23 protein-coding genes are annotated in these 22,117 nt (G+C 69.3%); 12 read left to right on the forward strand and 11 right to left on the reverse strand.

All coding sequences use genetic code 11. The annotated features are described in order from the left end of the window. Positions 1-6: 6 nt before the first annotated feature. Positions 7-426, forward strand: coding sequence for an ATP-binding protein (locus OG223_RS23580; protein WP_329252015.1), 420 nt, complete (start codon positions 7-9; stop codon positions 424-426). A 193-nt stretch (positions 427-619) separates the two neighbouring features. Continuing rightward, entirely contained in the window at positions 620-1,324 is a 705-nt protein-coding gene (locus tag OG223_RS23585) for a transmembrane-type terpene cyclase (RefSeq protein WP_329252018.1), read from the forward strand. Between the two features lie 106 nt (positions 1,325-1,430). Here OG223_RS23585 and OG223_RS23590 read toward each other — a convergent pair whose 3' ends face one another. From OG223_RS23590 to OG223_RS23605, 4 genes are all read right to left on the reverse strand, one after another. Next, positions 1,431-2,435, reverse strand: a complete 1,005-nt coding sequence (locus OG223_RS23590; RefSeq protein ID WP_329252020.1) for a S66 peptidase family protein — start codon at positions 2,433-2,435, stop codon at positions 1,431-1,433. A 136-nt stretch (positions 2,436-2,571) separates the two neighbouring features. After that, positions 2,572-4,113: a cellulase family glycosylhydrolase gene (locus tag OG223_RS23595; RefSeq protein ID WP_329265436.1), complete on the reverse strand. Its 1,542-nt coding sequence runs from the start codon at positions 4,111-4,113 to the stop codon at positions 2,572-2,574. 144 nt (positions 4,114-4,257) lie between these two features. After that, positions 4,258-5,121 carry an ABC transporter permease gene (locus OG223_RS23600; RefSeq protein WP_329252024.1) on the reverse strand — a complete coding sequence of 288 codons (864 nt, stop codon included), beginning with the start codon at positions 5,119-5,121 and terminating at the stop codon, positions 4,258-4,260. Then, entirely contained in the window at positions 5,118-6,140 is a 1,023-nt protein-coding gene (locus OG223_RS23605; protein WP_329252026.1) for an ATP-binding cassette domain-containing protein, read from the reverse strand. The genes OG223_RS23600 and OG223_RS23605 overlap by 4 nt, the downstream gene beginning before the upstream one ends. A gap of 112 nt (positions 6,141-6,252) precedes the next feature. Here OG223_RS23605 and OG223_RS23610 point away from each other — a divergent pair, with 112 nt between their 5' ends. Next, complete coding sequence (locus tag OG223_RS23610; RefSeq protein ID WP_329252029.1) at positions 6,253-7,035, forward strand: TetR/AcrR family transcriptional regulator; 783 nt, start codon at positions 6,253-6,255, stop codon at positions 7,033-7,035. 4 nt (positions 7,036-7,039) lie between these two features. Here the strand turns inward: OG223_RS23610 and OG223_RS23615 are convergent, their stop codons facing one another. After that, positions 7,040-8,038, reverse strand: coding sequence for a WD40 repeat domain-containing protein (locus OG223_RS23615; protein ID WP_329252032.1), 999 nt, complete (start codon positions 8,036-8,038; stop codon positions 7,040-7,042). Between the two features lie 331 nt (positions 8,039-8,369). Next, a complete protein-coding gene (locus OG223_RS23620; protein WP_329252035.1) occupies positions 8,370-9,296 on the reverse strand; it encodes a zinc-binding dehydrogenase in 927 nt (308 codons plus the stop codon). Between the two features lie 204 nt (positions 9,297-9,500). On the opposite strand from OG223_RS23620, the gene OG223_RS23625 reads away from it, so the two are divergent. The 4 genes from OG223_RS23625 (at position 9,501) to OG223_RS23640 (ending at position 12,834) form a co-directional block, all read left to right on the forward strand. Then, entirely contained in the window at positions 9,501-10,055 is a 555-nt protein-coding gene (locus tag OG223_RS23625; RefSeq protein WP_329252038.1) for a TetR/AcrR family transcriptional regulator, read from the forward strand. Between the two features lie 99 nt (positions 10,056-10,154). After that, the gene (locus OG223_RS23630) at positions 10,155-10,937 is read left to right on the forward strand and encodes an SGNH/GDSL hydrolase family protein (protein WP_329252041.1); all 783 of its coding nucleotides are present in this window, start codon (positions 10,155-10,157) and stop codon (positions 10,935-10,937) included. Positions 10,938-11,209: 272 nt separating this feature from the next. Further along, positions 11,210-11,797: a Uma2 family endonuclease gene (locus OG223_RS23635; RefSeq protein ID WP_329252045.1), complete on the forward strand. Its 588-nt coding sequence runs from the start codon at positions 11,210-11,212 to the stop codon at positions 11,795-11,797. A 44-nt stretch (positions 11,798-11,841) separates the two neighbouring features. Next, positions 11,842-12,834 carry an aldo/keto reductase gene (locus OG223_RS23640; RefSeq protein WP_329252048.1) on the forward strand — a complete coding sequence of 331 codons (993 nt, stop codon included), beginning with the start codon at positions 11,842-11,844 and terminating at the stop codon, positions 12,832-12,834. Positions 12,835-13,053: 219 nt separating this feature from the next. Here OG223_RS23640 and thpR read toward each other — a convergent pair whose 3' ends face one another. Further along, positions 13,054-13,608: an RNA 2',3'-cyclic phosphodiesterase gene (gene thpR, locus OG223_RS23645; RefSeq protein ID WP_329252051.1), complete on the reverse strand. Its 555-nt coding sequence runs from the start codon at positions 13,606-13,608 to the stop codon at positions 13,054-13,056. Between the two features lie 26 nt (positions 13,609-13,634). Here thpR and OG223_RS23650 point away from each other — a divergent pair, with 26 nt between their 5' ends. Then, positions 13,635-14,147 carry a GNAT family N-acetyltransferase gene (locus OG223_RS23650; RefSeq protein ID WP_329252053.1) on the forward strand — a complete coding sequence of 171 codons (513 nt, stop codon included), beginning with the start codon at positions 13,635-13,637 and terminating at the stop codon, positions 14,145-14,147. A 28-nt stretch (positions 14,148-14,175) separates the two neighbouring features. Here the strand turns inward: OG223_RS23650 and OG223_RS23655 are convergent, their stop codons facing one another. Beyond that, positions 14,176-15,450, reverse strand: a complete 1,275-nt coding sequence (locus OG223_RS23655) for an MFS transporter (protein WP_329252056.1) — start codon at positions 15,448-15,450, stop codon at positions 14,176-14,178. Positions 15,451-15,556: 106 nt separating this feature from the next. Next, positions 15,557-15,994: a MarR family winged helix-turn-helix transcriptional regulator gene (locus OG223_RS23660; RefSeq protein ID WP_026150457.1), complete on the reverse strand. Its 438-nt coding sequence runs from the start codon at positions 15,992-15,994 to the stop codon at positions 15,557-15,559. A gap of 153 nt (positions 15,995-16,147) precedes the next feature. On the opposite strand from OG223_RS23660, the gene OG223_RS23665 reads away from it, so the two are divergent. Then, positions 16,148-16,339 carry a ribbon-helix-helix protein, CopG family gene (locus tag OG223_RS23665; protein ID WP_329252059.1) on the forward strand — a complete coding sequence of 64 codons (192 nt, stop codon included), beginning with the start codon at positions 16,148-16,150 and terminating at the stop codon, positions 16,337-16,339. Here the strand turns inward: OG223_RS23665 and OG223_RS23670 are convergent. After that, positions 16,332-17,726: an NCS2 family permease gene (locus OG223_RS23670; protein WP_329252062.1), complete on the reverse strand. Its 1,395-nt coding sequence runs from the start codon at positions 17,724-17,726 to the stop codon at positions 16,332-16,334. The genes OG223_RS23665 and OG223_RS23670 overlap by 8 nt on opposite strands. 132 nt (positions 17,727-17,858) lie before the next feature. On the opposite strand from OG223_RS23670, the gene OG223_RS23675 reads away from it, so the two are divergent. From OG223_RS23675 to OG223_RS23685, 3 genes are all read left to right on the forward strand, one after another. After that, positions 17,859-18,155, forward strand: coding sequence for a DUF2530 domain-containing protein (locus OG223_RS23675; RefSeq protein WP_329252065.1), 297 nt, complete (start codon positions 17,859-17,861; stop codon positions 18,153-18,155). A gap of 113 nt (positions 18,156-18,268) precedes the next feature. Beyond that, a complete protein-coding gene (locus tag OG223_RS23680; protein ID WP_329252068.1) occupies positions 18,269-20,665 on the forward strand; it encodes a cation-translocating P-type ATPase in 2,397 nt (798 codons plus the stop codon). 51 nt (positions 20,666-20,716) lie between these two features. Then, positions 20,717-21,118, forward strand: a complete 402-nt coding sequence (locus tag OG223_RS23685; protein WP_329252070.1) for a hypothetical protein — start codon at positions 20,717-20,719, stop codon at positions 21,116-21,118. 37 nt (positions 21,119-21,155) lie between these two features. On the opposite strand, the gene OG223_RS23690 is transcribed toward OG223_RS23685, so the two are convergent. Beyond that, on the reverse strand, positions 21,156-22,100 hold the full coding sequence (locus OG223_RS23690) for a hypothetical protein (protein WP_329252073.1): 945 nt from the start codon (positions 22,098-22,100) through the stop codon (positions 21,156-21,158). Positions 22,101-22,117 lie beyond the last annotated feature (17 nt).

Consider the following 22,117-nt stretch of genomic DNA (forward strand, 5'->3'; position numbering starts at 1 on the left):
CCCCCCATGCCCGCGTCCGAAAGCTTCCGCATCCCCAAACATCGAAGCCACGTCCCCGCCGCCCGCCAACGCGTCCGCAAGACCCTCGCGGACTGGGGCATCACCGATGAACTGGCCGACGCAGTCACCCTGTTGGCAAACGAACTCGTCACCAACGCCGTGACCCACTGCCAGGTCTCCTACTCCCAGATCAAGGTCGAACTCGCCCTCAACACCGCGGAGTTGATCCTTGAGGTCTCAGACCCGGACCGGGACAGACTCCCCCGACCTCACGACTCGACCCCGGACGAGGAAGGCGGACGGGGCCTCGCGCTCGTCGCCGCGCTGGCCGACAACTGGGGATGCCGACAGGAGCCGTACGCGAAGTGCGTGTGGGCGAGGTTCGGTCTGGAGGGGGTTCAGACTCATGTTCCGGCGACTTTGTGAGGCGACGACCCGCCTGCTGACGCGCCCAACTCCCTTGAGCGACAGGGAGCTTGCACAAGAAGTCCGGACGCCCGACCCCTACGTATGGCGACTCCCGCCCGTCACACTTCCTTAAGACGGTCATCGCCCGCATCCCCGAACGTGTCTGTTAGCGTCCGCGCGACCCCTCGAAGATCCGCGACAGGAGACGCAGATGCATATCACCCTCATCCTCGCGAGCGGCATCGCCTGGACGATCGTGTACATCGAAGCGATCCGAGTCGGGCTCCGCGAACGCACCTACGCCATGCCCGCCGTGGCGCTGGGCCTGAACTTCGCGTGGGAGTGGACGTACGCGGTGCACAACCTGGCCTTCGACCCGTCGGTGCAGGGCGGCATCAACCTGGTGTGGGGCATCGCCGACGCCGTGATCGTGTACACGTTCTTCCGGTACGGCCGCGCCGAGTTCCCGTCGTTCGTCACGCCACGGATGTTCACCGGCCTGAGCGTGCTGCTGTTCGGGATGTCGTTCGCCGTGCAGTGGCTGTTCCTGGCGAAGTTCGGCGCGGAGGACGGGGCCGGCTACTCGGCGTTCCTCCAGAACCTGCTGATGTCCGCCCTGTTCATCTCGATGTTCGTCGCGCGGCGCGGACTGCGCGGGCAGTCGGTGACGATCGCGGTGGCCAAGTGGCTCGGCACACTCGCGCCCACGATCCTCTTCGGCGCCATTCAGCACGACGGGTTCCTGCTCGGCCTCGGCGTCATGTGCAGCGTGCTCGACCTGGTCTATGTGTGGTTGTGCGTGGGGGCCAAGCGGGACGCTGCGGTGTTCGACCCGGCCCCGGAACGGCGCGCCGACGTGAGCTCGAGTGACGCCGGGGTGACGGATCGGGCCGACAGTGCCCCCATGGAGGCATGACCAGTCCGAGCACGAGCCCCGAGCTCGATCCCTTCCCAGCGGATCCGCACCAACCCCGAAGGGGAACTCGACCCTGCCACCGTCTGCAGCAGGCCGACCGGTCCCGTCATCGCGTGCGGCGTACCGCCGGTTCGAGCAGTGACAGGCTCCGCTGCCGCGCGTCGAGGGCAACGCGGATGCCGACCGGCATCGGCAGATTCGGACCGGCGTGTCCGAACTCGACGTTGCCCAGGACCGGGATGTCACGGTCTCCGAGGACGTCGAGGACGACCTCGCGCAGGGTAGGGGACGCGTCGGGCGAGTCGAGTCCGTCGATCCCGTCCGCGATGCCCACGACCATGCCGGAGATCCGGTCGAGGATGCCGGCGTGCCGCAGTACCTGCAGATAGCTCCAGATATGTGATGCATGGCCGCCTGCCTCCTCCCAGAACAGCACCGCGCCGTCGAACCATTCGAGCGGCAGCGCGTAAGGCGTCGCCTGATTCAGCACGATGCGATTGATCACCCCGCCGATCAGCCGGCCCTCGGTGCGACCGGCACGCCAGCACTCCCACGACGGGGTGGCCGGCAGCGCACCGATCGGCTCCGTACTGGTCAGCAGCGTCGAGTAGAGCTTCTCGAGTTCCGCTTGGCGCGCCGCGGGCGCGGCCTGCCAGTGCCCGCCGAGTCCGGGGGTGGCCACGTCGGTATGGAAGCCGACCAGACCCGTGCGCGCGTAGAGCACCAGATGCAACAGCGAGATGTCGCTGAAGCCGAGGATCGGCTTGGGATCGGCGATGACCGCCTCGACGTCGATCAGATCCAGGTAACCGAGCACCGTCTGGCCGCCGTCATGCGCGATGATCGCGCGCACCTCGGGATCACGAAGCAGTCCGTTGAACTCCTCGGCGATCTCCGCCGGCCGCGCCGCGCTCCACCAACGGTGCCGCCCCGCTTCGAGGAGCGGTGCCCGACGCACGCGGAATCCCATCCGCTCGAGCACGACCACCGCCTGCTCGAGGTCGGGTTCGTAAGCGGCATGGAGCGGTCCGGACAGCGATGCGACAACGACTGGATCTCCGGGCCGCAGGACACGAGGGCGAAGCAGTTGAGGCAGCTCAGAACCGGTCACCGACGCAGTGTCCCGACACGCGCGACGAGACGCGACACATTTACCTGTGTCCCGTCAGGGACGGGGCGCGCGGCGCCGGCCGTGTCGCCCGACTCGGCCCCCTGCGCGAACCCCGTCCCCTCACCCCCTCACCCCCTCACCCAGCCGTACAACTCACCCCCGGCACACCCCCACCCCCCGGAGCACCCCCGAACCCGAAACTCGCCGAACCCCCCACCCCCACACTCCCGTTGTGATCCGCGTTCACCGCGGTCACACTCGCCCCGCTCTGTGTGTACGTCGCGTTCCACATGTTCGTGATCTGCTGGGCGCCGGTCCAAGTCCACTTGACTTGCCAGGACTTGAGCGCGGACGCCCCCGTGTTCGTCACCGTCACGGCCGCGTTGAAGCCGGTGCCCCAGTCGCTGGTGACGGTGTAGGACGCTGTGCAGGCCGCGGTGCTCCCGCCGCCGTCACCGCCCCCCGTCCCCGTCCCCGTGCTCGGAAACCCCGCCGCCTTGACGCTCGCCAGATACCCGTCCTTCACCGTGTCCACGGTCACCCAGTCGTCCTTCAGGATCCCGCCCGTGTCACCGGAGTTGGGGTTCCACGACCAGAAGGTCCACTGGAAGGAATCCGCTCCGTACGTCGAGGTCGGGCGGAGGTAACTCACCAGCGCCGCAAGCCACTTCTGGTCCACCGTCGACGCCAAGGTCGTGCCGAACTCGCCCACCCACACCGGCGCGATGTTCTGCCGGAAGAGGTAGCCCCAGTACTTGTCCCACACCCCGGGCATGTTCGCCGGGAAGGACGGATCGCTGAACCAGCTCTGCTGGGCCACGCTCGTCGCGTAGTCGTGGGCGGAGTACACGACCCGGTTCGGGACGTTCAGCTCCACCGGGTACTGGCCAGCGCCCATCAAGTTGCCGCCCCACCAGCCCGATACGCCGGCATACGTCTGCACGCCCTCGACGAAGATCAGCAGGTCGGGGTTGACCGACAGCACCGCGTTGCCCGCACGTTCCGCCGCCAGACGCCAGTCCGTCGCGACGTCGCCGCAGCCCCAACACGCCGGATCGTGCGGCTCGTTGTGGAGGTCGATGCCGATCACCGTGGACTGGCCCGCGTAACGGGTCGCCAGGGAGCGGAGGTTGGCGATCCACGTCGACTCCGGTACCGATGACGTGTACCAGAGCGCCGACTGGGCCGACGCGTCCGGACGGTGCCGGTCGAGGATGACCTTCAGGCCGTCCTGGCCGGCGTAGGCGACGAGTTTGTCCATGATCTGGAGCGAGTTCAGGCCCTGGAGGTCGGCGTTCTTGCCGCTGGAGAAGTCGATGCTGTTGGGGACCGTGCCGGACTTGAAGATGTCGTCGCTGTAGGGGAGACGGATGGTGTTGTAACCCAGCGACTTCATCTGGTCGATCATGCTCTTGTAGTCGCGTGACCAGAGGCCGTGCACAACGTAGTTGGCGGTCTCGAAGCCGAACCAGTTGATCCCGGCGATACGGACCGGCTGCCCGGCCGCGTCCAGGATCTGGCGGCCACTGGTGTGCCAGTAGCCGGCGCCGGGTGCGTCCGCCGCACTCGCCGCACTCGCCGTATCAGCCGCGTGTGCCGCGCGGACGCCGGCCAGTGGCAGCAACAGCGCCGCGGCGACCACACACAGCGTTCTTCTCAACCCGCGGAACCGGAACATGGGAGACATGAGGGACACCTCGCTGCTTCCTCTCGGGAGGCGCGGGCCCGGAACCGGTGGGAGCGCTCCCACCACCCTGCGCCTCCCATGGAAGCCACGTAACGTGGACACGTCAAGGCAATGGACGCCGACAGTCGTCCACGGCTATCGGCTGAGCCTGCGGAACCTCCGCACCGCCAACGGCAGGAACACCAACGCCAGCGCCGCCGGCCACGCCCCCGCCAGCAGCAACGCGTGCTGTTCCGGCCAGGACGTCCCCTGGCCCGTCGGTGCGCCGAACAACGCCCTCGTGGCGCCCGCCGTGGACGAGAGCGGGTTCCAGAGGGCGGCCTGGCCCAGCCAGTGGGGCATCTGCTGGGGGGAGACGTAGATGCTGGAGATCATCGTCAGCGGGAAGACGATCGCGAAGAGGCCGCCCACCTGTTCGGGGCCCGGCAGCAGCAAGCCCAGCCAGACTCCTACCCAGATGAGCGCGAAGCGGAGGGCAAGGAGCAGGGCGACCGCTTTCGCGAAGCCGAGGACCGAGCCGGGGAAGGGGCCGGAGCCGAACTCCGGGCGCCAGCCCATGCCGTACGCCGTGGCCATCATGATGCCCAACTCGGCGCAGGCGACGATGAGATCGGTCGCGCCACGCCCCGCGACCACCGCCGACGGCGCCATCGGCATGGAACGGAACCGGTCGATGACGCCCTTCTTCGCGTCGTTCACGAAGATCGTCGCCGTCGAGACGAAGCCCATGGCGACCGTCATCACGAACATCCCCGGCATCAGGAACGCCTTGTAGTCGCCGCCGCCCGGCACCCGCATCGCCTTGCCGAAGACGTACCCGTACAGCAGCACGGACAGGATCGGGAAGCCCAACTGCCAGAGGATGCTGACCGGTTGGCGCCGGTAGTGGGTCAGGCCGCGCCGGACGACGTTCCAGCAGTCGGCGATCGTCCAGAAGACACGGCCGTGCTGGGGGCGTCTGCGGTACGTCCGTCCCGTGCCCTCGGATGCCGTCGTCACGCCGCCGCCCCCTCGGTCTCCGGTTCCGGTTCCGGGTCCAACTTCGGCTCCGGTTCCGGTTCTTCTTCCGTACGGCGGCCCGTCAGCCGTAGGAACACGTCGTCCAGGCTCGGGCGGCGCAGGCCGATGTCCTCGACCGGGATGCCGTAGTGCTGGAGGTAGCGGGCGACCTCGGTCAGGGATCCCACCCGGTCGACCACCGGTGCGTGGACTCTCAACTCGCCCATGTCGGCGTCCGCTTGGCCGCCGTTGGCGACCCGTGCGACCGCCTGCAACGCGTACGGGATATGGGCCGGCTCACGGACCACGACCTCCACACGGTCGCCGCCCACGCGGTTCTTGAGGCCGTCGAGGGTGTCGTCGGCGATGGCCCGGCCCTGGTCGATGACGGTGATGCGGGAGGCCAGCCGATCGGCCTCCTCCAGGTACTGGGTGGTGAGGAGGACCGTGGTGCCGTCGGCCACCAACTGCCGTACGGATTCCCAGACTTCGCCCCGGCTGCGCGGGTCGAGGCCGGTGGTCGGCTCGTCGAGGAAGAGGACGGCCGGGGCCAGGATCATCGAGGCAGCGAGGTCCAGGCGGCGGCGCATGCCACCGCTGTAGCCGCCCGCGCCCTTGTCCGCCGCGGCCTCCAGGTCGAACTGGCGCAGGAGCTGGGACGCCCTCAACTTGGCCCGCTTGCGGCCGAGATGGAAGAGGCGGCCGAACATCTCCAGGTTCTGCCGGCCGGTGAGGATCTCGTCGATCGCCGCGTACTGGCCGGTGAGTCCGATCCGGGTGCGGACCTGGCGGGGCTGGCGGGCCACGTCGAGCCCCGCGACGGTCGCCCGGCCGCCGTCGAGCCGGACGAGCGTGGAGAGGATCCGTACGGCGGTGGTCTTGCCGGCGCCGTTCGGGCCGAGCAGACCGTGCACGGTGCCCTCGCGGACGGCCAGGTCGAAGCCGTCGAGGGCGCGCTTGTCGCCGTAGCGCTTCTCCAGCCCTTCGGCCTCCACGACGTACTGGTCGCCACCGGACATGCCCTTCCCTCCCTCCCGTACCGAGCGTTCCAAACAATGCGAACTGCGTGCACCGTATCCGATTGCGCGTACGGCGTACTCGGTTTTCACCCCGCCGCCTAGACTCCCCCGCATGACGAGCAGGCCCGCCAACGCGACGGAATCCAGCGGCAGTGGTGACATCGATCGCACCCTCGAACTGCTGTGGGACACCGGCCCCCGGCCGAGCCGCGGCCCGAAACCGGGCCTGAGCGTCGACCGGATCGTGGACGCGGCCATCCGCATCGCGGACGAGGAGGGGCTCGACGCGGTCTCCATGCGGCGCGTGGCCACCGAACTGGGCACAGGCGCGATGTCGTTGTACCGGTACGTCCCGGGAAAGGCCGAACTCCTCGACCTCATGCTGGACCGCGTCCGCTTCCCGGACCACCCCAATGAGGTTGAGAACAGCGGCAGTTGGCGCGCCGCCCTGGAGACCGCCGCCCGCGACGCCCTCGCCGTCCACCGCCGCCACCCCTGGCTGCTGCGCGTCAACCAGTCCCGCCCGCTGCTCGGCCCGCGCGCCCTCGCGACCCTGGAGCGCCTGCTCGCCCGCATCCGCCCGATGGGCCTGACCGACCCGGAACTCGTCTCGACGGTCGTCATGATCGACGGCTATGTCGTCGGCGCCGCCCGCACCCAGGTCCACCAGGAGGAGGCGGCCCGCAGCACGGGCCTGACCGACGCGGAGTTCTACGGCGCCCAGGTCCCGGCGCTGGAGAAGGCCATGGCGACCGGCGCGTACCCGACCCTCGCGTCACTGTCCGCCGACACCTTCACCGCCGGCTTCGACCACTTCGAATTCGGGCTCGGACGCATCCTGGACGGGCTGGAGGTCGTGGTCCAACAGCGGGGCGGGGCAGGCGAGTTCACCTGAGACTTCAGCTACGACGCGTGAGGCGCCGCAGCCCGAACAACGCCCCGCCGACGACCACGACGGCCACGGCGCCGATCTTCACATTGTTCCCCGAGCCGCTCCCGCCGTCGCCACCGCTCGCGGAACTCCCGCCCTCCGAAGGCGACTTGGACGCGGACGTGGCCCCCTCCGGCGCATCCTCCGCCTCCACCGGGCTGTCGGTGCCCTCACTGCCGTACATCAGCTTGGTCCCGTCGGCGGAGTAGCTGACCGACTCCCCCTGCCCCTGCAACGGCACGTCGAGGCGCCCCTCGCGCTTGATCTTCCCGCCGTTCCAGTCGTAGGAGACACCGCCGAAGTAGCCGCGTACGGCGAGCTGTTGGCCGTTGGGCGAGAAGGCGGCGTCGGTGGCCCAGAGGTCGACGGAGGCGATGGGCTTGAAGTAGTTGGTGCCGGAGGTGGAGAGCTTCGCCGGGCCCTCGAAGAGGTGGCCGCCGTCCTCCTTCTTGTCGATGATGTACACGCGCCCGGTCTTGGGGTGCACGATCAGCGACTCGGCGTTGCGCGCCCCGTCCGAGTACTTCACGACGTACTGCGCCGCCCGGATCGTCTGGTCCTTGAGCACCTTCGGCTCGGGCAGCTTGTAGATCCAGACGTACGGCCAGGTCCCGTCGAGGTTGTCGCCGATGTCGCCGATGTAGATCTCGTTGTCCGGCCCGATGGAGATCGCCTCCACGTCACGCGGCTTGCCGACCCCGCTGAACGTGACCGTGGCGACCGTCTTGCCGGTGGCGCTGTCGACGGCGTAGATGTACGGGCCGTCGTTGCTGTCGTTGTGCGTCCAGTAGATGCCGGGGTGGAGGTGCGAGGCGGCGAGCCCGCTGGACTCGGTGATCCGGGAGTCGGTGATCGTGAACCCCTTGTCGCCCTTGCCGTCACCGTCGTCCGAGGGTGCTGCGGCTGCGGGCAGGGCGAGCGCGCCGACGAGAAAGCCGGCGCCGAGGAACGCGAGGAAGCGACGCATGCCCCCCAGCCTGCCATCCCCGGCGGTGCGGCAGCGATGGTGGTTGTAGTGGAGTGGCGCGGCCATCTGTGGAAGGCGTGCGCCCGGCGTCTCGGATGCGGTCGCCGTCTCGGATGCGGCCGGCGTCTCGGACGCAGTCTCCGTCGCGGATGCGGTCGACGGCCGGGACGGGCGGGGAAGGGCTGCCGGTCCAGAGCCCCCTGTGCGATCCGACAGCCGCCCAGGCCGCCCTTCCGGCGAACGGTGGTGCCCTCACCGTCACGAACGCGGGCGGTCCACGTCAACTGGGTTGACCCGGTGCCGAGTTCGGTCGCGTCCGTGCCGGCGGGGTTCAGCCGACGTCGAGCACCGCCTTGCCCCGCAGTCGGCCCGCCGCCATCTCCTTCAGCAGCGAGTCCGCGCCGGCCCAGTTGTCGCGGCGGCCGATCTCGACCCGGAGCTTCCCCCGCGAGGCCAGGTCCAGCAGCGCGTTCATGTCCTGGGCGTCACGGCTCCCGTCGCCGTCGCCGTAGACGAAGTGACGCAGGGTCAGCGAGGCGCCTCCCTGGACCTGGCGGAAGAAGTCCAGGGTGATGGGGCTGCCGCTGGCCTGGCCGAACCAGAGGAACTCGCCGCCGGGGCGCAGCTTGTGGGCCGTCTTCGACCCCAGGTCGCCGCCCACGGACTCCAGGACCACATCGAAGGCGGTGTCCTCGACGGCGTCGATGTCGAGGGCGATCCTGGCGCCCAGCGCCGCCATGTGGTCGGTCGGCTGGCCCTGCTCGGCGACGGCGGTGATCTCGGCCCCTTCCGCGACCGCGAGCTGGATGAGGACCTGGCCGACTCCGCCGCCCACACCCGTGGCGAGGATCCTGCGCCCCTTCAGCGGGCCGGCGAGGGCGAGGAGCCGCCGGGCGACGAGCCCGCCCAGGGGAAGCGCGGCCGCGGAGGCGGAGTCCACGTTGTCGGGGATGACCGCGAGGCGGTCCGCGGCGGCGGCGACGTACTCGGCGGCGCCTCCTCCCGAGGGCAGATGGAGGGCCACCCGGCTGCCCTCCGAGGGTCCGCTGCCGTCCGCCGCCGCCTTCGCGACCACCCCGGCCGCGTCGATACCGGGGCGGAACGTGGTCGAAGGGGCGCTCAGGTACAGGTAGTCGGCCCGGTTGAGTGCGACGTCGGTCACCCGGATCAGCGCTTCGTGGCGTCGCGGGGCGGGGAGATCGACTTCCCCCAGCTCGGTGAGGGTCTCCGGGTTGCCGGTCGGGATGAGCGCGCGCATGAAAGGACCTTCCTGGGAAACGGTAGTACGGCTACCGTTTCACCGTACCCATAAAACGGTAGTGGAACAACCGGATCAGGCCCTCGGCGCGAGGGCGGCGCGGGTGGGGTCGAACGACCGAACACCCCCGGACGAAACGGCGAAGCGGTAGCATCACTACCGAATTCCCGCCGCCTCGGCAGGTGTCCCGATCAGGAGCCCGGATTGACCGCCACGCCACCGCGCGCACCGCGCAAGGACCAGGTCCGCAACCGGCGGCGGCTGCTCGACGCGGCCGGCCTGGCCTTCGCCGAGCAGGGGCCCGACCTGAGCATCGAGGCCATCGCCCGGACCGCGGGAGTGGGAGCGACCACCTTCTACCGGCACTTCGCGACCAAGGACGACCTTGTCCTCCAACTGCTGGAGGACCTGGCGCGCGGCGCGTACCAGGTCGCGGAGAAAGCCGCCGCCGTCGCCGACGACTGGGAGGCCTTCCGCACGGTGTTCACCCGCGGGTGCGCGCTCGACGACACGGGGCTGCGGTTGTTCGACGCCCTGTGCAGGACGAGCCCGCAGGCGGCCGAGCGGGGGAGGGCCCTCACCGCCTCCTTGATCACCCCGGTCGCCGACCGGGCCCGGCGGAGCGGCCGACTGCGCGGGGACGTCACCGTCGAGGACGTGGTGGCGTTCATGCGCATGGCCGACTCGGCCGCGACTCCCCGGCAGCGCGCGAGCGCCCACGCGGTGCTGCTGGCCGGCCTGCGCACCCCGGCCGAGTAACGGCGTCCCGCGGACCGGGCGTGGTGGACGGGCCGGGCGTGGTGGGCCTCACATCCCCCCGGCTCCGGTGATCGGCCGCTGATCGTCCATCATGAGCGGATGCTCAGGTTCATGCCCGTAGGCGACTCCATGACGATCGGGAGCGCGGGCGAACACACTTGGCGTTACCGGATGTGGCAGCACCTGCGCGCGACCTACGGCGGCCCGTTCACCGTGGTCGGCCCGCGCGAGACGCTGTACGACAAGGCGACGGACACGCCCACTTCGTACGAGTACGCCGACCCCGACTTCCCGCACTTCCACCTCGCCGGCTGGGGCGAGGGCTGGCTGCACATGGCCCCGCTGATCGGCGAGGCGGTCCGCGCGCACCGGGCGGACGTCCTCCTCGTCTCCCTCGGCCTGATCGACCTGGGCTTCTACACGAACGCGACGCAGACCGCCGACAACCTGCGGTCCTTCGTGGCCGAGGCCCGCACCGCGAAGCCGTCCGTCCGCATGGTGTTCCTGCCGGTGATCCCGAACGTCCGCGCCCAGACGGACGCCCCCTTCGCCAACGAGGTCGCCCTCTTCAACGAACTCCAGGCGAAGGCCGTGGCCGACCTCGACAGCCCTCGCTCCCCGCTCCTCCTGGCCTCCCTCCCCGAGGCGTACGACGTCACCCACGACACGTACGACGGCACCCACCCGAACGCGTCCGGCGAGCACAAGATCACGGAGGCGTTCGCGGAGGCGCTGCACCAGGCGTGGGGAGTGGGCGGGGAGTACGGCGAGGAGGACGGTTCGGACTCCTTCTCGTTCACCGCACCCGACGATCAGAGGGCAGGGGGCGGCAGCCGGTACCGGGCGGCCCACTCCTCGTCGAGGCGATCCGCCCGGCGCTGACGGCGTCACGGTCGCAGGAGGGCCGAGCGCCGACGGGATCGGCCTGGGCACCGCCGATCTCGCTCTTCCCAACTCCCGCTCCAGCAGGCGTAGTTCGTCTCCGGCGGGGTCAGGGTGCAGGCGCGCGAGGCGACTTGTGAGGCGGCAACCGAATATCGACGGTCGGTGGCGTGATCGTCGATGGCGTGATCACTACGTATCCCGGTCACCGTGCGTATCGTTGTACCGCGCGGCTGCACTCGTGTGGAGGGTGGCCGGGGAGGAGCGCCACGATGACCGTCCTTGAAGACAGGATCGCGATGGCCGAGAGCGACAACACGAGCACGCTGGACGAGATGTTCGAGCGGCTTGAGACGATGCCCGTCCCCGAGGGATACAAGGTCGAGATCGTCGAGGGGACCGTCTTCATGTCGCCGCAGCGGGACACTCACTGGGAGATCATCCTGGACATCGTCGAACAGCTACGGGCCAAGTACCCCCGGAAGCGCGTGAAGTCCGACGTCCGCATCGACTATCCGGGGCACCTCAACGGATTCGCGACCGACGTCACGGCGATGGCCGAGGGTGCCGAAAAGACGGAGGAGGGGCGCTGGCGTTACCAGGACGTCGAGTTCGTCGCCGAGGTCATCTCCAAGGGCACCGCCGCCAACGACTACGGCCCGAAGAAGGCCGCGTACGCTCTCGCCGAGGTCCCCGTCTACGTCATCGCCGACCCGTATCAAGGCCGCTGCCACATCTACACCCACCCCAAGGGCGACGACTACGCGACCGAGACGAAGGTGGCGTTCGGGGACGCCGTGGATCTCACCGGCACCGTGGTCGGCCTCACCCTCACCACCGACGAGTTCCCCCGCGACTGACCCCCCTTGCATAGAGCGCACTCGAAGTCGTTGGCTAGGTACTCATGAAGTACACGCAGCTCGGACGCACAGGCCTCAAGGTCAGCCGACTGGTCCTCGGCACGATGAACTTCGGACCGCAGACGAATGAGCCGGACAGCCACGCGATCATGGACGCGGCGCTGGACGCGGGCATCAACTACTTCGACACCGCCAATGTGTACGGCTGGGGCGAGGACAAGGGCCGTACCGAGGAGATCATCGGCAACTGGTTCGCCAAGAGCCCCGATCACCGCGACAAGACGGTCCTCGCCACCAAGGTCTACGGCAACATGGCCGCCGACGGCGACGCCTGGCCCAACCACGACAAGCTGTCCGCCGTGAACATCCGGCGCGCCGTGGACGCCAGCCTCAAGCGGCTGCAGACGGACTACATCGACATCTACCAGTTCCACCACGTCGACCGCGCCACCCCCTTCGAGGAGATCTGGCAGGCGATCGACACCCTCATCCAGCAGGGCAAGATCCTCTACGTCGGTTCCTCGAACTTCCCCGGTTACAAGATCGCCCAGGCGAACGAGATCGCGGCCCGCCGCGGCGGCACCATCGGCCTCGTCAGCGAGCAGTGCCTCTACAACCTCGCCGAGCGCCGCGCCGAGATGGAGGTCATCCCGGCCGCGCAGGAGTACGGCCTCGGGGTCATCCCCTGGTCCCCGCTCCAGGGCGGACTCCTCGGCGGGGTCATCAAGAAGGAGATCTCGGGCGGACGCCGGGCGAGCGGCCGGGCCGCGGACACCCTCGCCAACCCGACCTCACGCGCCCAGATCCAGGCCTACGAGGACCTCCTCGACAAGCACGGCATCGAGCCCGGAGAAGCCGCCCTGGCCTGGCTGCTGACCCGCCCCGGCGTCACCGGCCCGATCGTCGGCCCGCGCACGGCCGAACAGCTCGACTCCGCCCTGCGGGCCGTAGAGCTGGAGTTGAGCGAGGAAGTCCTCACCTCGCTGGACGAGATCTTCCCGGGCCCGGGCCCGTCGCCGGAGGCCTTCGCCTGGTAAACGCCGTACAGGCAAGCGCGCCCCCAAAGGAGCGCGGGGCTGTGACATGTGCGGCTCCGCCGCGTGGGCGCGACCAGCTCCCGCTCGGCGGAGCCGAACGACGGCCCGCAGCCCCGCCCTCACTTGCCGAGCGCAGCGGCAAGCCCCACGACAACGAACAACAGCACAAGCGCACCGGCCATGATCCGGTTCCGGGTTTTCGGGTCCACGTACCCGAGCCTAACCGCCCGCCCCCAACCCCCAGCGGGCGACCGCCTCATACCGCGGCTGCTCCCCGGGAACCCCCGACCTCGGCAGGCTGCTCCGCACCAGCACCAGCTCGTCCACCGTCCACGCCCGCCCCGCGAAACCGTCGAGCCGGTCGAGATACGGCCGTACGTCCACCGCCTCCCGGCTCCGCGCCAGGGTCAGGTGGGCGCGATACCGCCGGTGCTCCCCCGCCACCGCCTCCTCGCAGCCCTCCGCCAGCGCCCGCAGCGCGGCGAGATCGCCCGCCGCCCCCGCCCACAACGCCCGCCCCTCCCCGAACTGCCCGCCCCCGCGCACCGCCAGCCCGAAGGGTTCGATGCGGCGAGCGGTCCGCTCCAGCCGGGCCGACAGTTCCGGTACGACGTCCTCGTCGACCTCGCCGTAGAAGGCGAGGGTGAAGTGCCAGCCCGGGCGGCCGGTCCAGCGCAGGGTGTCCGCGGTCGGGAGGGTCCTCAACTCGGCCACCGCGGCGGCGAGTTCGGCGGTGATCTCCTCCGGGGGCAGCACGGCGGCGAAGAGTCTCATGAGCCTCAGCCTGCCACTATGGACGCATGGCTATCAGCATCAGGGACGGCGGCCCCGAGGACATCCCGGCGATACTCGGCATGCTCGACAGCGCCGTGGCGTGGCTCGTCGCGCAGGGGCGGACCGGGCAGTGGGGCAGCACACCGTGGTCGGAGAATCCGAAGGCCGTGGCGATGGTCGAGCGGTATGTCACGACCGGCTCGCCGTACATCGCCGAGGTCGACGGCGTTCCGGCCGGCACGCTCACCCTCACCGACTCCCCCGGGTCGTACATCGAAGCCGTCGACGAGCCCGAGCGGTACGTCCACATCCTCGCCTCCGACCGCCGGTTCAAGGGCCACGGCGTCGGCAGCGCGCTGCTCGCGCACGCGGCGGAGGTGACGCGGCGGGCCGGTGTCTCCCTGCTGCGGGTGGACTGTTACGCGGGGGACGACCGCAAGCTCGTCGCCTACTACGAGGGCAACGGGTTCACGGCGACCGAGGCGTTCACGGTTGGCGAGGACTCGTGGCCGGGACAGGTGCTGGCCCGGAGGGTGTAACCCCCGGGCCGGCCACACCGCACAACTCTCAGGCCGCCGTGGCCAGTTGCTCCCGCTCGCGCGGGACGAAGGCGACGCTCGGATGGCCGTGGTTCCAGTCGAAGGACAGGCGCAGGTCGCCGATGCGGGCCAGGATCACGCCGATCGTGGCCGCGGCGGCGGCCGCGATGACGCCGCCGAGGGCGAAGCTCACCCGGGGGCCGTAGGCATCCGTGATCCAGCCGACGATCGGTGCGCCCACCGGCGTACCGCCCATGAAGACCATCATGAACAGGGCCATGACCCGGCCGCGCATGGCCGGGTCGGTGCCCATCTGGACGGCGGTGTTGGCCGTGACGTTGACCGTCAGGCCGGCGATGCCGATCGGGATCATGAGCAGGGCGAACAGCCAGTAGGAGGGGGCCACGGCCGCTACGACCTCCAGCAGGCCGAAGGCCGCCGCCGCCGCGATCAGGACGCGCAGGCGGGTGGTGCCGCGGCGGGCGGCGAGCAGGGCGCCGATCAGGGAGCCGACCGCCATCAGCGTGTTGAAGAGGCTGTAGGCGCCGGCGCCCGCGTGGAAGATGTCGTCCGCGTAGGCCGACAGCCACACCGGGAAGTTGAAGCCGAAGGTGCCGATGAAGCCGACGAGGACGATCGGCCAGATCAGGTCGGGGCGGCCGGCGACATAGCGCAGGCCTTCGCGGAGCTGGCCCTTGCCGCGCGGTGCGCGCTTCGCCACGGCCTTCAGGTCGCGGTTGCGCATGAGGAGCAGACTCGCCAGGGGCGCGACGAACGACAGGCCGTTGAAGAGGAACGCCCAGCCGGTGCCGACGCCGGTGATCAGGACGCCCGCGACGGCGGGGCCGACCAGGCGGGCGGACTGGAAGTTCGCCGAGTTCAGGCTGACCGCGTTCTGCAGTTGCTCGGGGCCGACCATCTCGGAGACGAAGGACTGGCGGGCCGGGTTGTCGACCACCGTGGCGAGACCCACGGCGAAGGCGGCGACGTACACGTGCCAGACCTGGACGTGGCCGGAGAGGGTCAGGAAGGCGAGGGCGAGGCCGGTGAGGGCCATCGCGGACTGCGTGACGAGCAGGGTGGGGCGCTTGGGCAGCCGGTCGACGAGGACACCGCCGTAGAGCCCGAAGAGCAGCATCGGCAGGAACTGGAGGGCGGTCGTGATGCCCACGGCGGCGGAGGAGCCGGTGAGGCTGAGGACCAGCCAGTCCTGGGCGATGCGCTGCATCCAGGTGCCGGTGTTGGAGACGACCTGGCCGATGAAGAACAGCCGGTAGTTCCGGATCTTCAGCGAGCTGAACATCGAGGACTTACCAGGTGGGGTGGGCGGGGAGTCGGGGGTGGCTGGCGCGGGGGCGGAGTCTGCTCCGGTTCCCGAACTCAAAAGGTCGCCTCCTACATAGACGGACTTACAGGTGTGCGAGTTTCTCCAGCACGGGGGCGGCGGCGACGATCTTCGCCCACTCGTCCTCGTCGAGGCCGTCGACCAGGCCGGCCAGGAACGCGTTGCGCTTGCGGCGGCTCTCTTCGAGCATCGCCTCGGCCTGGGGGGTCTTGGTGACGACCTTCTGGCGCCGGTCCTCGGGGTGCGGCTCCAACTGGACCAGGCCCTTGGCCTCGAGCAGCGCCACGATGCGGGTCATCGAGGGCGGCTGCACATGCTCCTTGCGAGCGAGCTCGCCAGGAGTCGCGCTGCCGCAGGTGGACAGGGTGCCCAGCACCGACATCTCGGTGGGGCTCAGTGACTCGTCGACCCGCTGGTGCTTGAGTCGACGGGACAACCGCATCACGGCTGATCGCAGGGAGTTCACAGCGGCAGCGTCGTCGCCATGGGTTAGGTCCGGCATGTTCTTTAGCGTAACTCATTACTCTCGCTAAAGACCAATGGGACACGCCGAGATGCCCGTGACCCTGGCCACTGAACCCTTCCGTCACCCATATGAGTGATACCGGCGCGGAACGTCACCCACCGTCCGGAACCGCCCCGGACCCTCGTCTTCATGGGGACCAGCGTGCTCAGCCTGCGGATAGACGGGGAGCTGCTCGAACGGCTCCGACACCATGCGGCCAAAAGGGGAATGAGCGTCCAGGACTATGTGGTCCAGACGCTCATCCGGGACGACTTCGACGAGCGGTTCCAGACCGCCGTGGACGAGACCGAGAAGTTCTACGGCGTCAACGGGGTCACGTGAGACCCAGCGCCGGCATCAGGTAGTAGAAGCCGAAGACCGCCGCCACGACGTACATCGGCACCGGGACCTCCCGGCCCCGGCCCGCCACCAGCCGTAGCACCACGAACGTGATGAAGCCCATGCCGATGCCGTTCGTGATCGAGTAGGTGAACGGCATCATCACCATCGTGATGAAGGCCGGGATCGCGATCGTGTGGTCGGCCCAGTCGATCTCCTTGACGGAGCCCGCCAGGATCAGGAAGCCCACCGCGAGCAGCGCGGGGGTGGCCGCCTGGGACGGGACCATCGTGGCGATCGGCGTGAGGAACAGCGCTACGGCGAACAGGGCGCCCGTGACGACGTTCGCGAAGCCGGTGCGGGCGCCCTCGCCGACACCGGCCGTGGACTCCACGAAGCAGGTCGTCGCGGAGGAGGAGCTGGCGCCGCCCGCCGCGACCGCGATGCCGTCGACGAAGAGGACCTTGTTGATGCCGGGCATGTTGCCCTCGCCGTCGGTCAGCTTGGCCTCGTCGCTGATGCCCATGATCGTGCCCATCGCGTCGAAGAAGCACGACAGCAGGACCGTGAAGACGAAGAGGACGCCGGTCAGTACGCCGACCTTGCCGAAGCCGCCGAACAGGCTGAACTTGCCGATCAGGCCGAAGTCGGGGGTGGCGACCGGGTTTCCGGGCCACTTCGGGGTGGTCAGGCCCCAGGAGGGGATCGTCGCGACCGCGTTCACGATCACCGCGAGGACGGTCATCGTGACGATCGAGATCAGGATCGCGCCGGGCACCTTGCGGACGATCAGCGCGAGCGTGAGCAGCGCGCCGAGGATGAAGATCAGCACCGGCCAGCCGTTGAGGTGACCGTCGGCGCCGAGCTGGAGCGGGACGGTGGTCTGGGCGGCGTCCGGGATGCGGGAGATGAACCCGGAGTCCACGAGCCCGATCAGCATGATGAACAGGCCGATACCGATCGAGATCGCCTTGCGCAGCCCGTACGGCACCGCGTTCATCACGCGCTCGCGCAGCCCGGTGGCGACCAGCAGCATCACGACCAGGCCGGCCAGGACGACCATGCCCATCGCGTCCGGCCACGACATGCGCGGCGCGAGCTGGAGGGCGACGACGGAGTTCACGCCGAGTCCGGCGGCCAGCGCGATCGGGACGTTGCCGATGACCCCCATGAGGAGGGTGGTGAAGGCGGCGGTGACGGCGGTGGCGGTGACCAACTGGCCGTTGTCGAGGTGATGCCCGTACATGTCCTTCGCGCTGCCCAGGATGATCGGGTTGAGCACGATGATGTACGCCATCGCGAAGAAGGTGGCGAACCCGCCCCGGATCTCGCGGGGGAGCGTGGAGCCCCGTTCGGAGATCTTGAAGTAGCGGTCGAGGGCGGTCTGCATTGGATGTTCCTACGAGCAGAAGTGGACAGACGGAAACCGTTTCAGTATGAACATATGAAGACGTCAGGCGCTATCTCCGCGCGTAGACCCACGGTGATCCACGGGTCTTGTCCCGCCTCGTAAGCTGGGGGCATGGCGAAGTGGACACCGACACACGAGGCACCTGAGCCCCTGGAGGGCCCGATCGTCCCGACGATCATCGGCCTCACGATCCTCTGGTTCGTCCTCTTCCTGGCACAGCTCCCCTTCTACGGCTGGTTCGACGACCACGGCCATCTGTGGTGGCTGTGGACCTGCCTGGCCGGGGCCGGGCTCGGGCTGATCGGCATCTGGTACGTCCGGGGGCGCGACGCGGCCCTCAAGCGGCTGGCGGCCGAGGCGGCGGCGGCGGGCGCCTCTCCTGCCGGCCCCTCCCCTGCTGCGGAGTGAGGAGTTCCCCCTACACCCCAGGCATCACCCGGGCCCGCCCGCCGTCCTCCGCTGGTCGGATCTTCCGGGCACTCGGCGGGTGAAGCCGTAAATCCGCACGTACCGTCGACTGCATGACGCACACCGACGCGGGCGCCGAACTCGATCCTGTGCACCCCGTGCCCATTCCGCCCGCACGGGCGCGTGGGCTCACCGCCGCCGGGGTCGCCGAACGGGTGGCGCGCGGGGAGGTCAACGACGTCCCGGTGCGCAGCAGTCGGTCCCTCGGCGAGATCGTGCGGGCCAACGTCTTCACCCGGTTCAACGCGATCATCGGCGTGCTCTGGCTGATCATGCTGTTCGTGGCGCCGGTGCAGGACAGCCTGTTCGGGTACGTGATCATCGCCAACACCGGGATCGGGGTCTTCCAGGAGTGGCGGGCGAAGAAGACGCTCGACTCCCTCGCGGTGATCGGCGAGGCGAAACCGACGGTGCGTCGCGACGGGGCCGCGGTGGAGGTGAGCACCTCCGAGATCGTGCTCGGGGATCTCATCGAGATCGGGCCCGGGGACAAGGTCGTGGTCGACGGGGAGTGCGTCGAGGCCGACGGCCTGGAGATCGACGAGTCGCTGCTGACCGGTGAGGCCGATCCGGTCGTGAAGCGGCCGGGGGACGCGGTCATGTCCGGGAGTTTCGTGGTCGCCGGCGGCGGCGCGTTCGAGGCGACGAAGGTGGGGCGTGAGGCGTACGCCGTCCAACTCGCCGAGGAGGCCTCGCGATTCACGCTCGTCCACTCCGAGCTGCGCACCGGTATCTCCACGATCCTCAAGTACGTGACGTGGATGATGATCCCGACCGCGATCGGCCTGGTCATCAGCCAACTCGTCGTCAAACAGCACGGGTTCAAGGACTCGATCGCGCGGACGGTCGGCGGGATCGTCCCGATGGTGCCCGAGGGGCTGGTGCTCCTCACCTCGGTGGCCTTCGCGATCGGTGTCATCCGGCTTGGCCGGAAACAGTGCCTCGTCCAGGAACTTCCGGCCATCGAGGGCCTCGCCCGCGTCGACACGGTCTGCCTCGACAAGACGGGCACGCTCACCGAGGGCGGCATGGACGTCACCGAACTGCGGTCGCTCGGCGGGGCCGACGAGACGTACGTACGCAAAGTCCTCGGCGCGCTCGGGGAGTCGGACCCGCGGCCGAACGCGTCGCTGAAGGCGATCATCACCGCCTACCCGGACAGCGAGGAGTGGCGGTGCGTGGAGTCGCTGCCGTTCTCGTCGGCACGGAAGTACAGCGGGGCGTCTTTCAGCGAGGGGAACGGGGAGTCGAGTACGTGGTTGCTCGGGGCGCCCGATGTCCTTTTGGGTGCGGATGATCCCGCGCTGGAGGAGACCGGGCGGCTCAACGAACAAGGGCTACGGGTGCTGTTGCTGGCGCGGGTCTCGGGTGAGCTGGACGATCCGGGGGTCGCGCGGGAGGCCGAGGCGACCGCGCTCGTCGTCCTGGAGCAGCGGTTGCGGCCCGACGCGGCGGAGACGCTGCGGTACTTCGCCGAGCAGGATGTGCACGCCAAGGTCATCTCCGGGGACAACGCGGTGTCCGTGGGGGCGGTGGCCGGGAAGCTGGGGCTCACCGGGCAGGTCGTGGATGCGCGTCAACTGCCTTCGGACCAGGAGGAGATGGCCAAGTCCCTGGACGAGGGCACGGTGTTCGGGCGGGTCACCCCGCAGCAGAAGCGGGACATGGTGGGGGCGTTGCAGTCGCGCGGGCACACGGTCGCGATGACCGGGGACGGGGTGAACGACGTGCTCGCCCTCAAGGACGCCGACATCGGGGTGTCCATGGGCTCGGGGTCCGAGGCCACGCGGGCGGTCGCGCAGATCGTGCTGCTCAACAACAGCTTCGCGACGCTGCCTTCGGTGGTCGCCGAGGGGCGTCGGGTCATCGGGAACATCACGCGGGTGGCGACGCTGTTCCTGGTGAAGACCGTGTACTCGGTGTTGTTGGCTGTGCTGGTGGTGTGCTGGCGGGTCGAATATCCGTTCCTGCCACGGCACTTGACGCTGCTGTCGACGCTGACGATCGGCGTCCCGGCGTTCTTTCTCGCGCTGGCGCCGAACACGGAGCGGGCGCAGCCCCACTTTGTGCGGCGGGTGATGCGGTACTCGATCCCGGGTGGGGTGATCGCCGGGGCGGCCACCTTCGTGACGTATCTGATCGCCCGTCACTACTACACGGGGAAGGGCTCGTTGGAGGCGGAGACCAGTGCGGCGACCCTGACGTTGTTCCTGATCTCGATGTGGGTGCTGGCGATCATCGCGCGGCCCTACACGTGGTGGCGGGTTGCCCTGGTGGCTTCGATGGGGGCGGCGTTCGTGGTCGTGCTGGTCGTGCCGTGGCTTCAGCATTTCTTCGCGCTGAAGTTGGTGGGGGTGACCATGCCGTGGGTTGCGGTGGGGATCGCGGGGGTGGCGGGGGTTGTGCTGGAGGGGGTTTGGAGGGTGGTCGATCGTCGGGGTTCGGTCTGAGGGGACCGACTCCTGGGGTGTCGTCGGGCAGCCGTCGGGAAGGATGGGGCGATGCCCTTCGGTCAACCCCTGCCGCGTGAACTGAAAGCGATCGATTCGGTCTCGCTGTTCAGGCTGGAGGAGCAGGCGGGTGACCTCGGTCTGAGCCAGCGGTTGGAGCCGGCGTGGGTGCGGGCCAACGCGGCGCCCGACGGCACGCACTACCTGCGGCCGGCTCTGTGGCACTCCCTGTCCCACCGGCCGGATGTGCCACGCCAGTTACGGTGCGAGCTGCTGATCACGCTGCGCGCGGGGGATCGCGTGCTGAGCCTGCTGGATGTGCTTCCCGACGATTTCGCCCCGCTGCCGAGAGTGACCTCGCGCGAGGAGGGGCTGGAGGTCGGCCGGCTCCTGGACCGTGCTCCTTCGGTCGGCGAATGGCTGCCGCGGAACGACACGGACCCGCGCCCCTGAAGAACCGGGCGCGGGTCCGGGGTCGTACTGCTGCTGCTTACTTCACGTCGACGTAGTCGCCCGTCGCGTTGATCGGGGCCGTGGTGGGCGTGCCCGCGAAGCTGTAGCGGAAGTAGCCGTCGACCGTGGCCTTGACGGTGGTCTTCAGTGCGCCCGTCGAGGTGGTCTTGATGGTCTTGATGGTGGTGTACGTGGTGGCGTTCTTCTTGCGGAACTGGAGCTTCACCGGCTGGGTGGAGTAGCCGGTGTAGTTGTTGGCGTCCCAGTTGGCGCGGGTCAGCTTGCCGGTGACCGTGATGGTCTTGCCCTTCTTGACGGGCTCCGGGGCGGCGTTGACCGTCAGCTTGGACAGGCGCGTGACGTTCGGGGAGGCGAAGCCGCCCTGGTCCGCGAGGCCGACCTTGGTGATGTCGAAGGTGGTGCTCGTCGGGTCCTGGCCGTTCAGCGCGATGGCCTCGGCGCCGGCCTTCCAGGCACCGGCGTCGACGTTCGACAGGTCGCCGTCGCCCGGGTAGATGTCGATGGTGGCCTTGCAGGAGGCGGTGGTCGCCGAGGTGACCGTGCAGGTGCCCGCGTCCTCGCCGAACAGCATGTTGGTCGGCTGGGCGTAGGTGCCCTTGTAGATGTACGGGCCGGTGAGGAAGTCGGACGCGGTGATGTCGACGTCGGCGCCGTGCGTCAGCGTGTACGTGACCGGCACGGAGACGTGGGCGGCGGCACCGACCACGATCGGCTTGCCGCTGTGCACCTTGACGTTGGAGAACGTGACGTTCAGGGCGTACGGCTCGTCGGCGGCGGGTGAGGCGACGGTGGAGCCGGAGAGAGCGGCCTTGCCGGAGGCGGCGTGGGCGGCCTCACGGATCTTCGCGACGTCCGCGCGGTACGAGCCGGCGTCGGAGCCCGCGGCCTGCGCGGCCGGTACGGCAAAGGCGGAGAGGACCAGGGCGCCGGAGACGGCGGCCACGGTGGCGCTTATGCGCATGCGTTCCCCAAGTGGAG

The organism is Streptomyces sp. NBC_01478 (genome assembly GCF_036227225.1).
Lineage (GTDB): Bacteria > Actinomycetota > Actinomycetes > Streptomycetales > Streptomycetaceae > Streptomyces.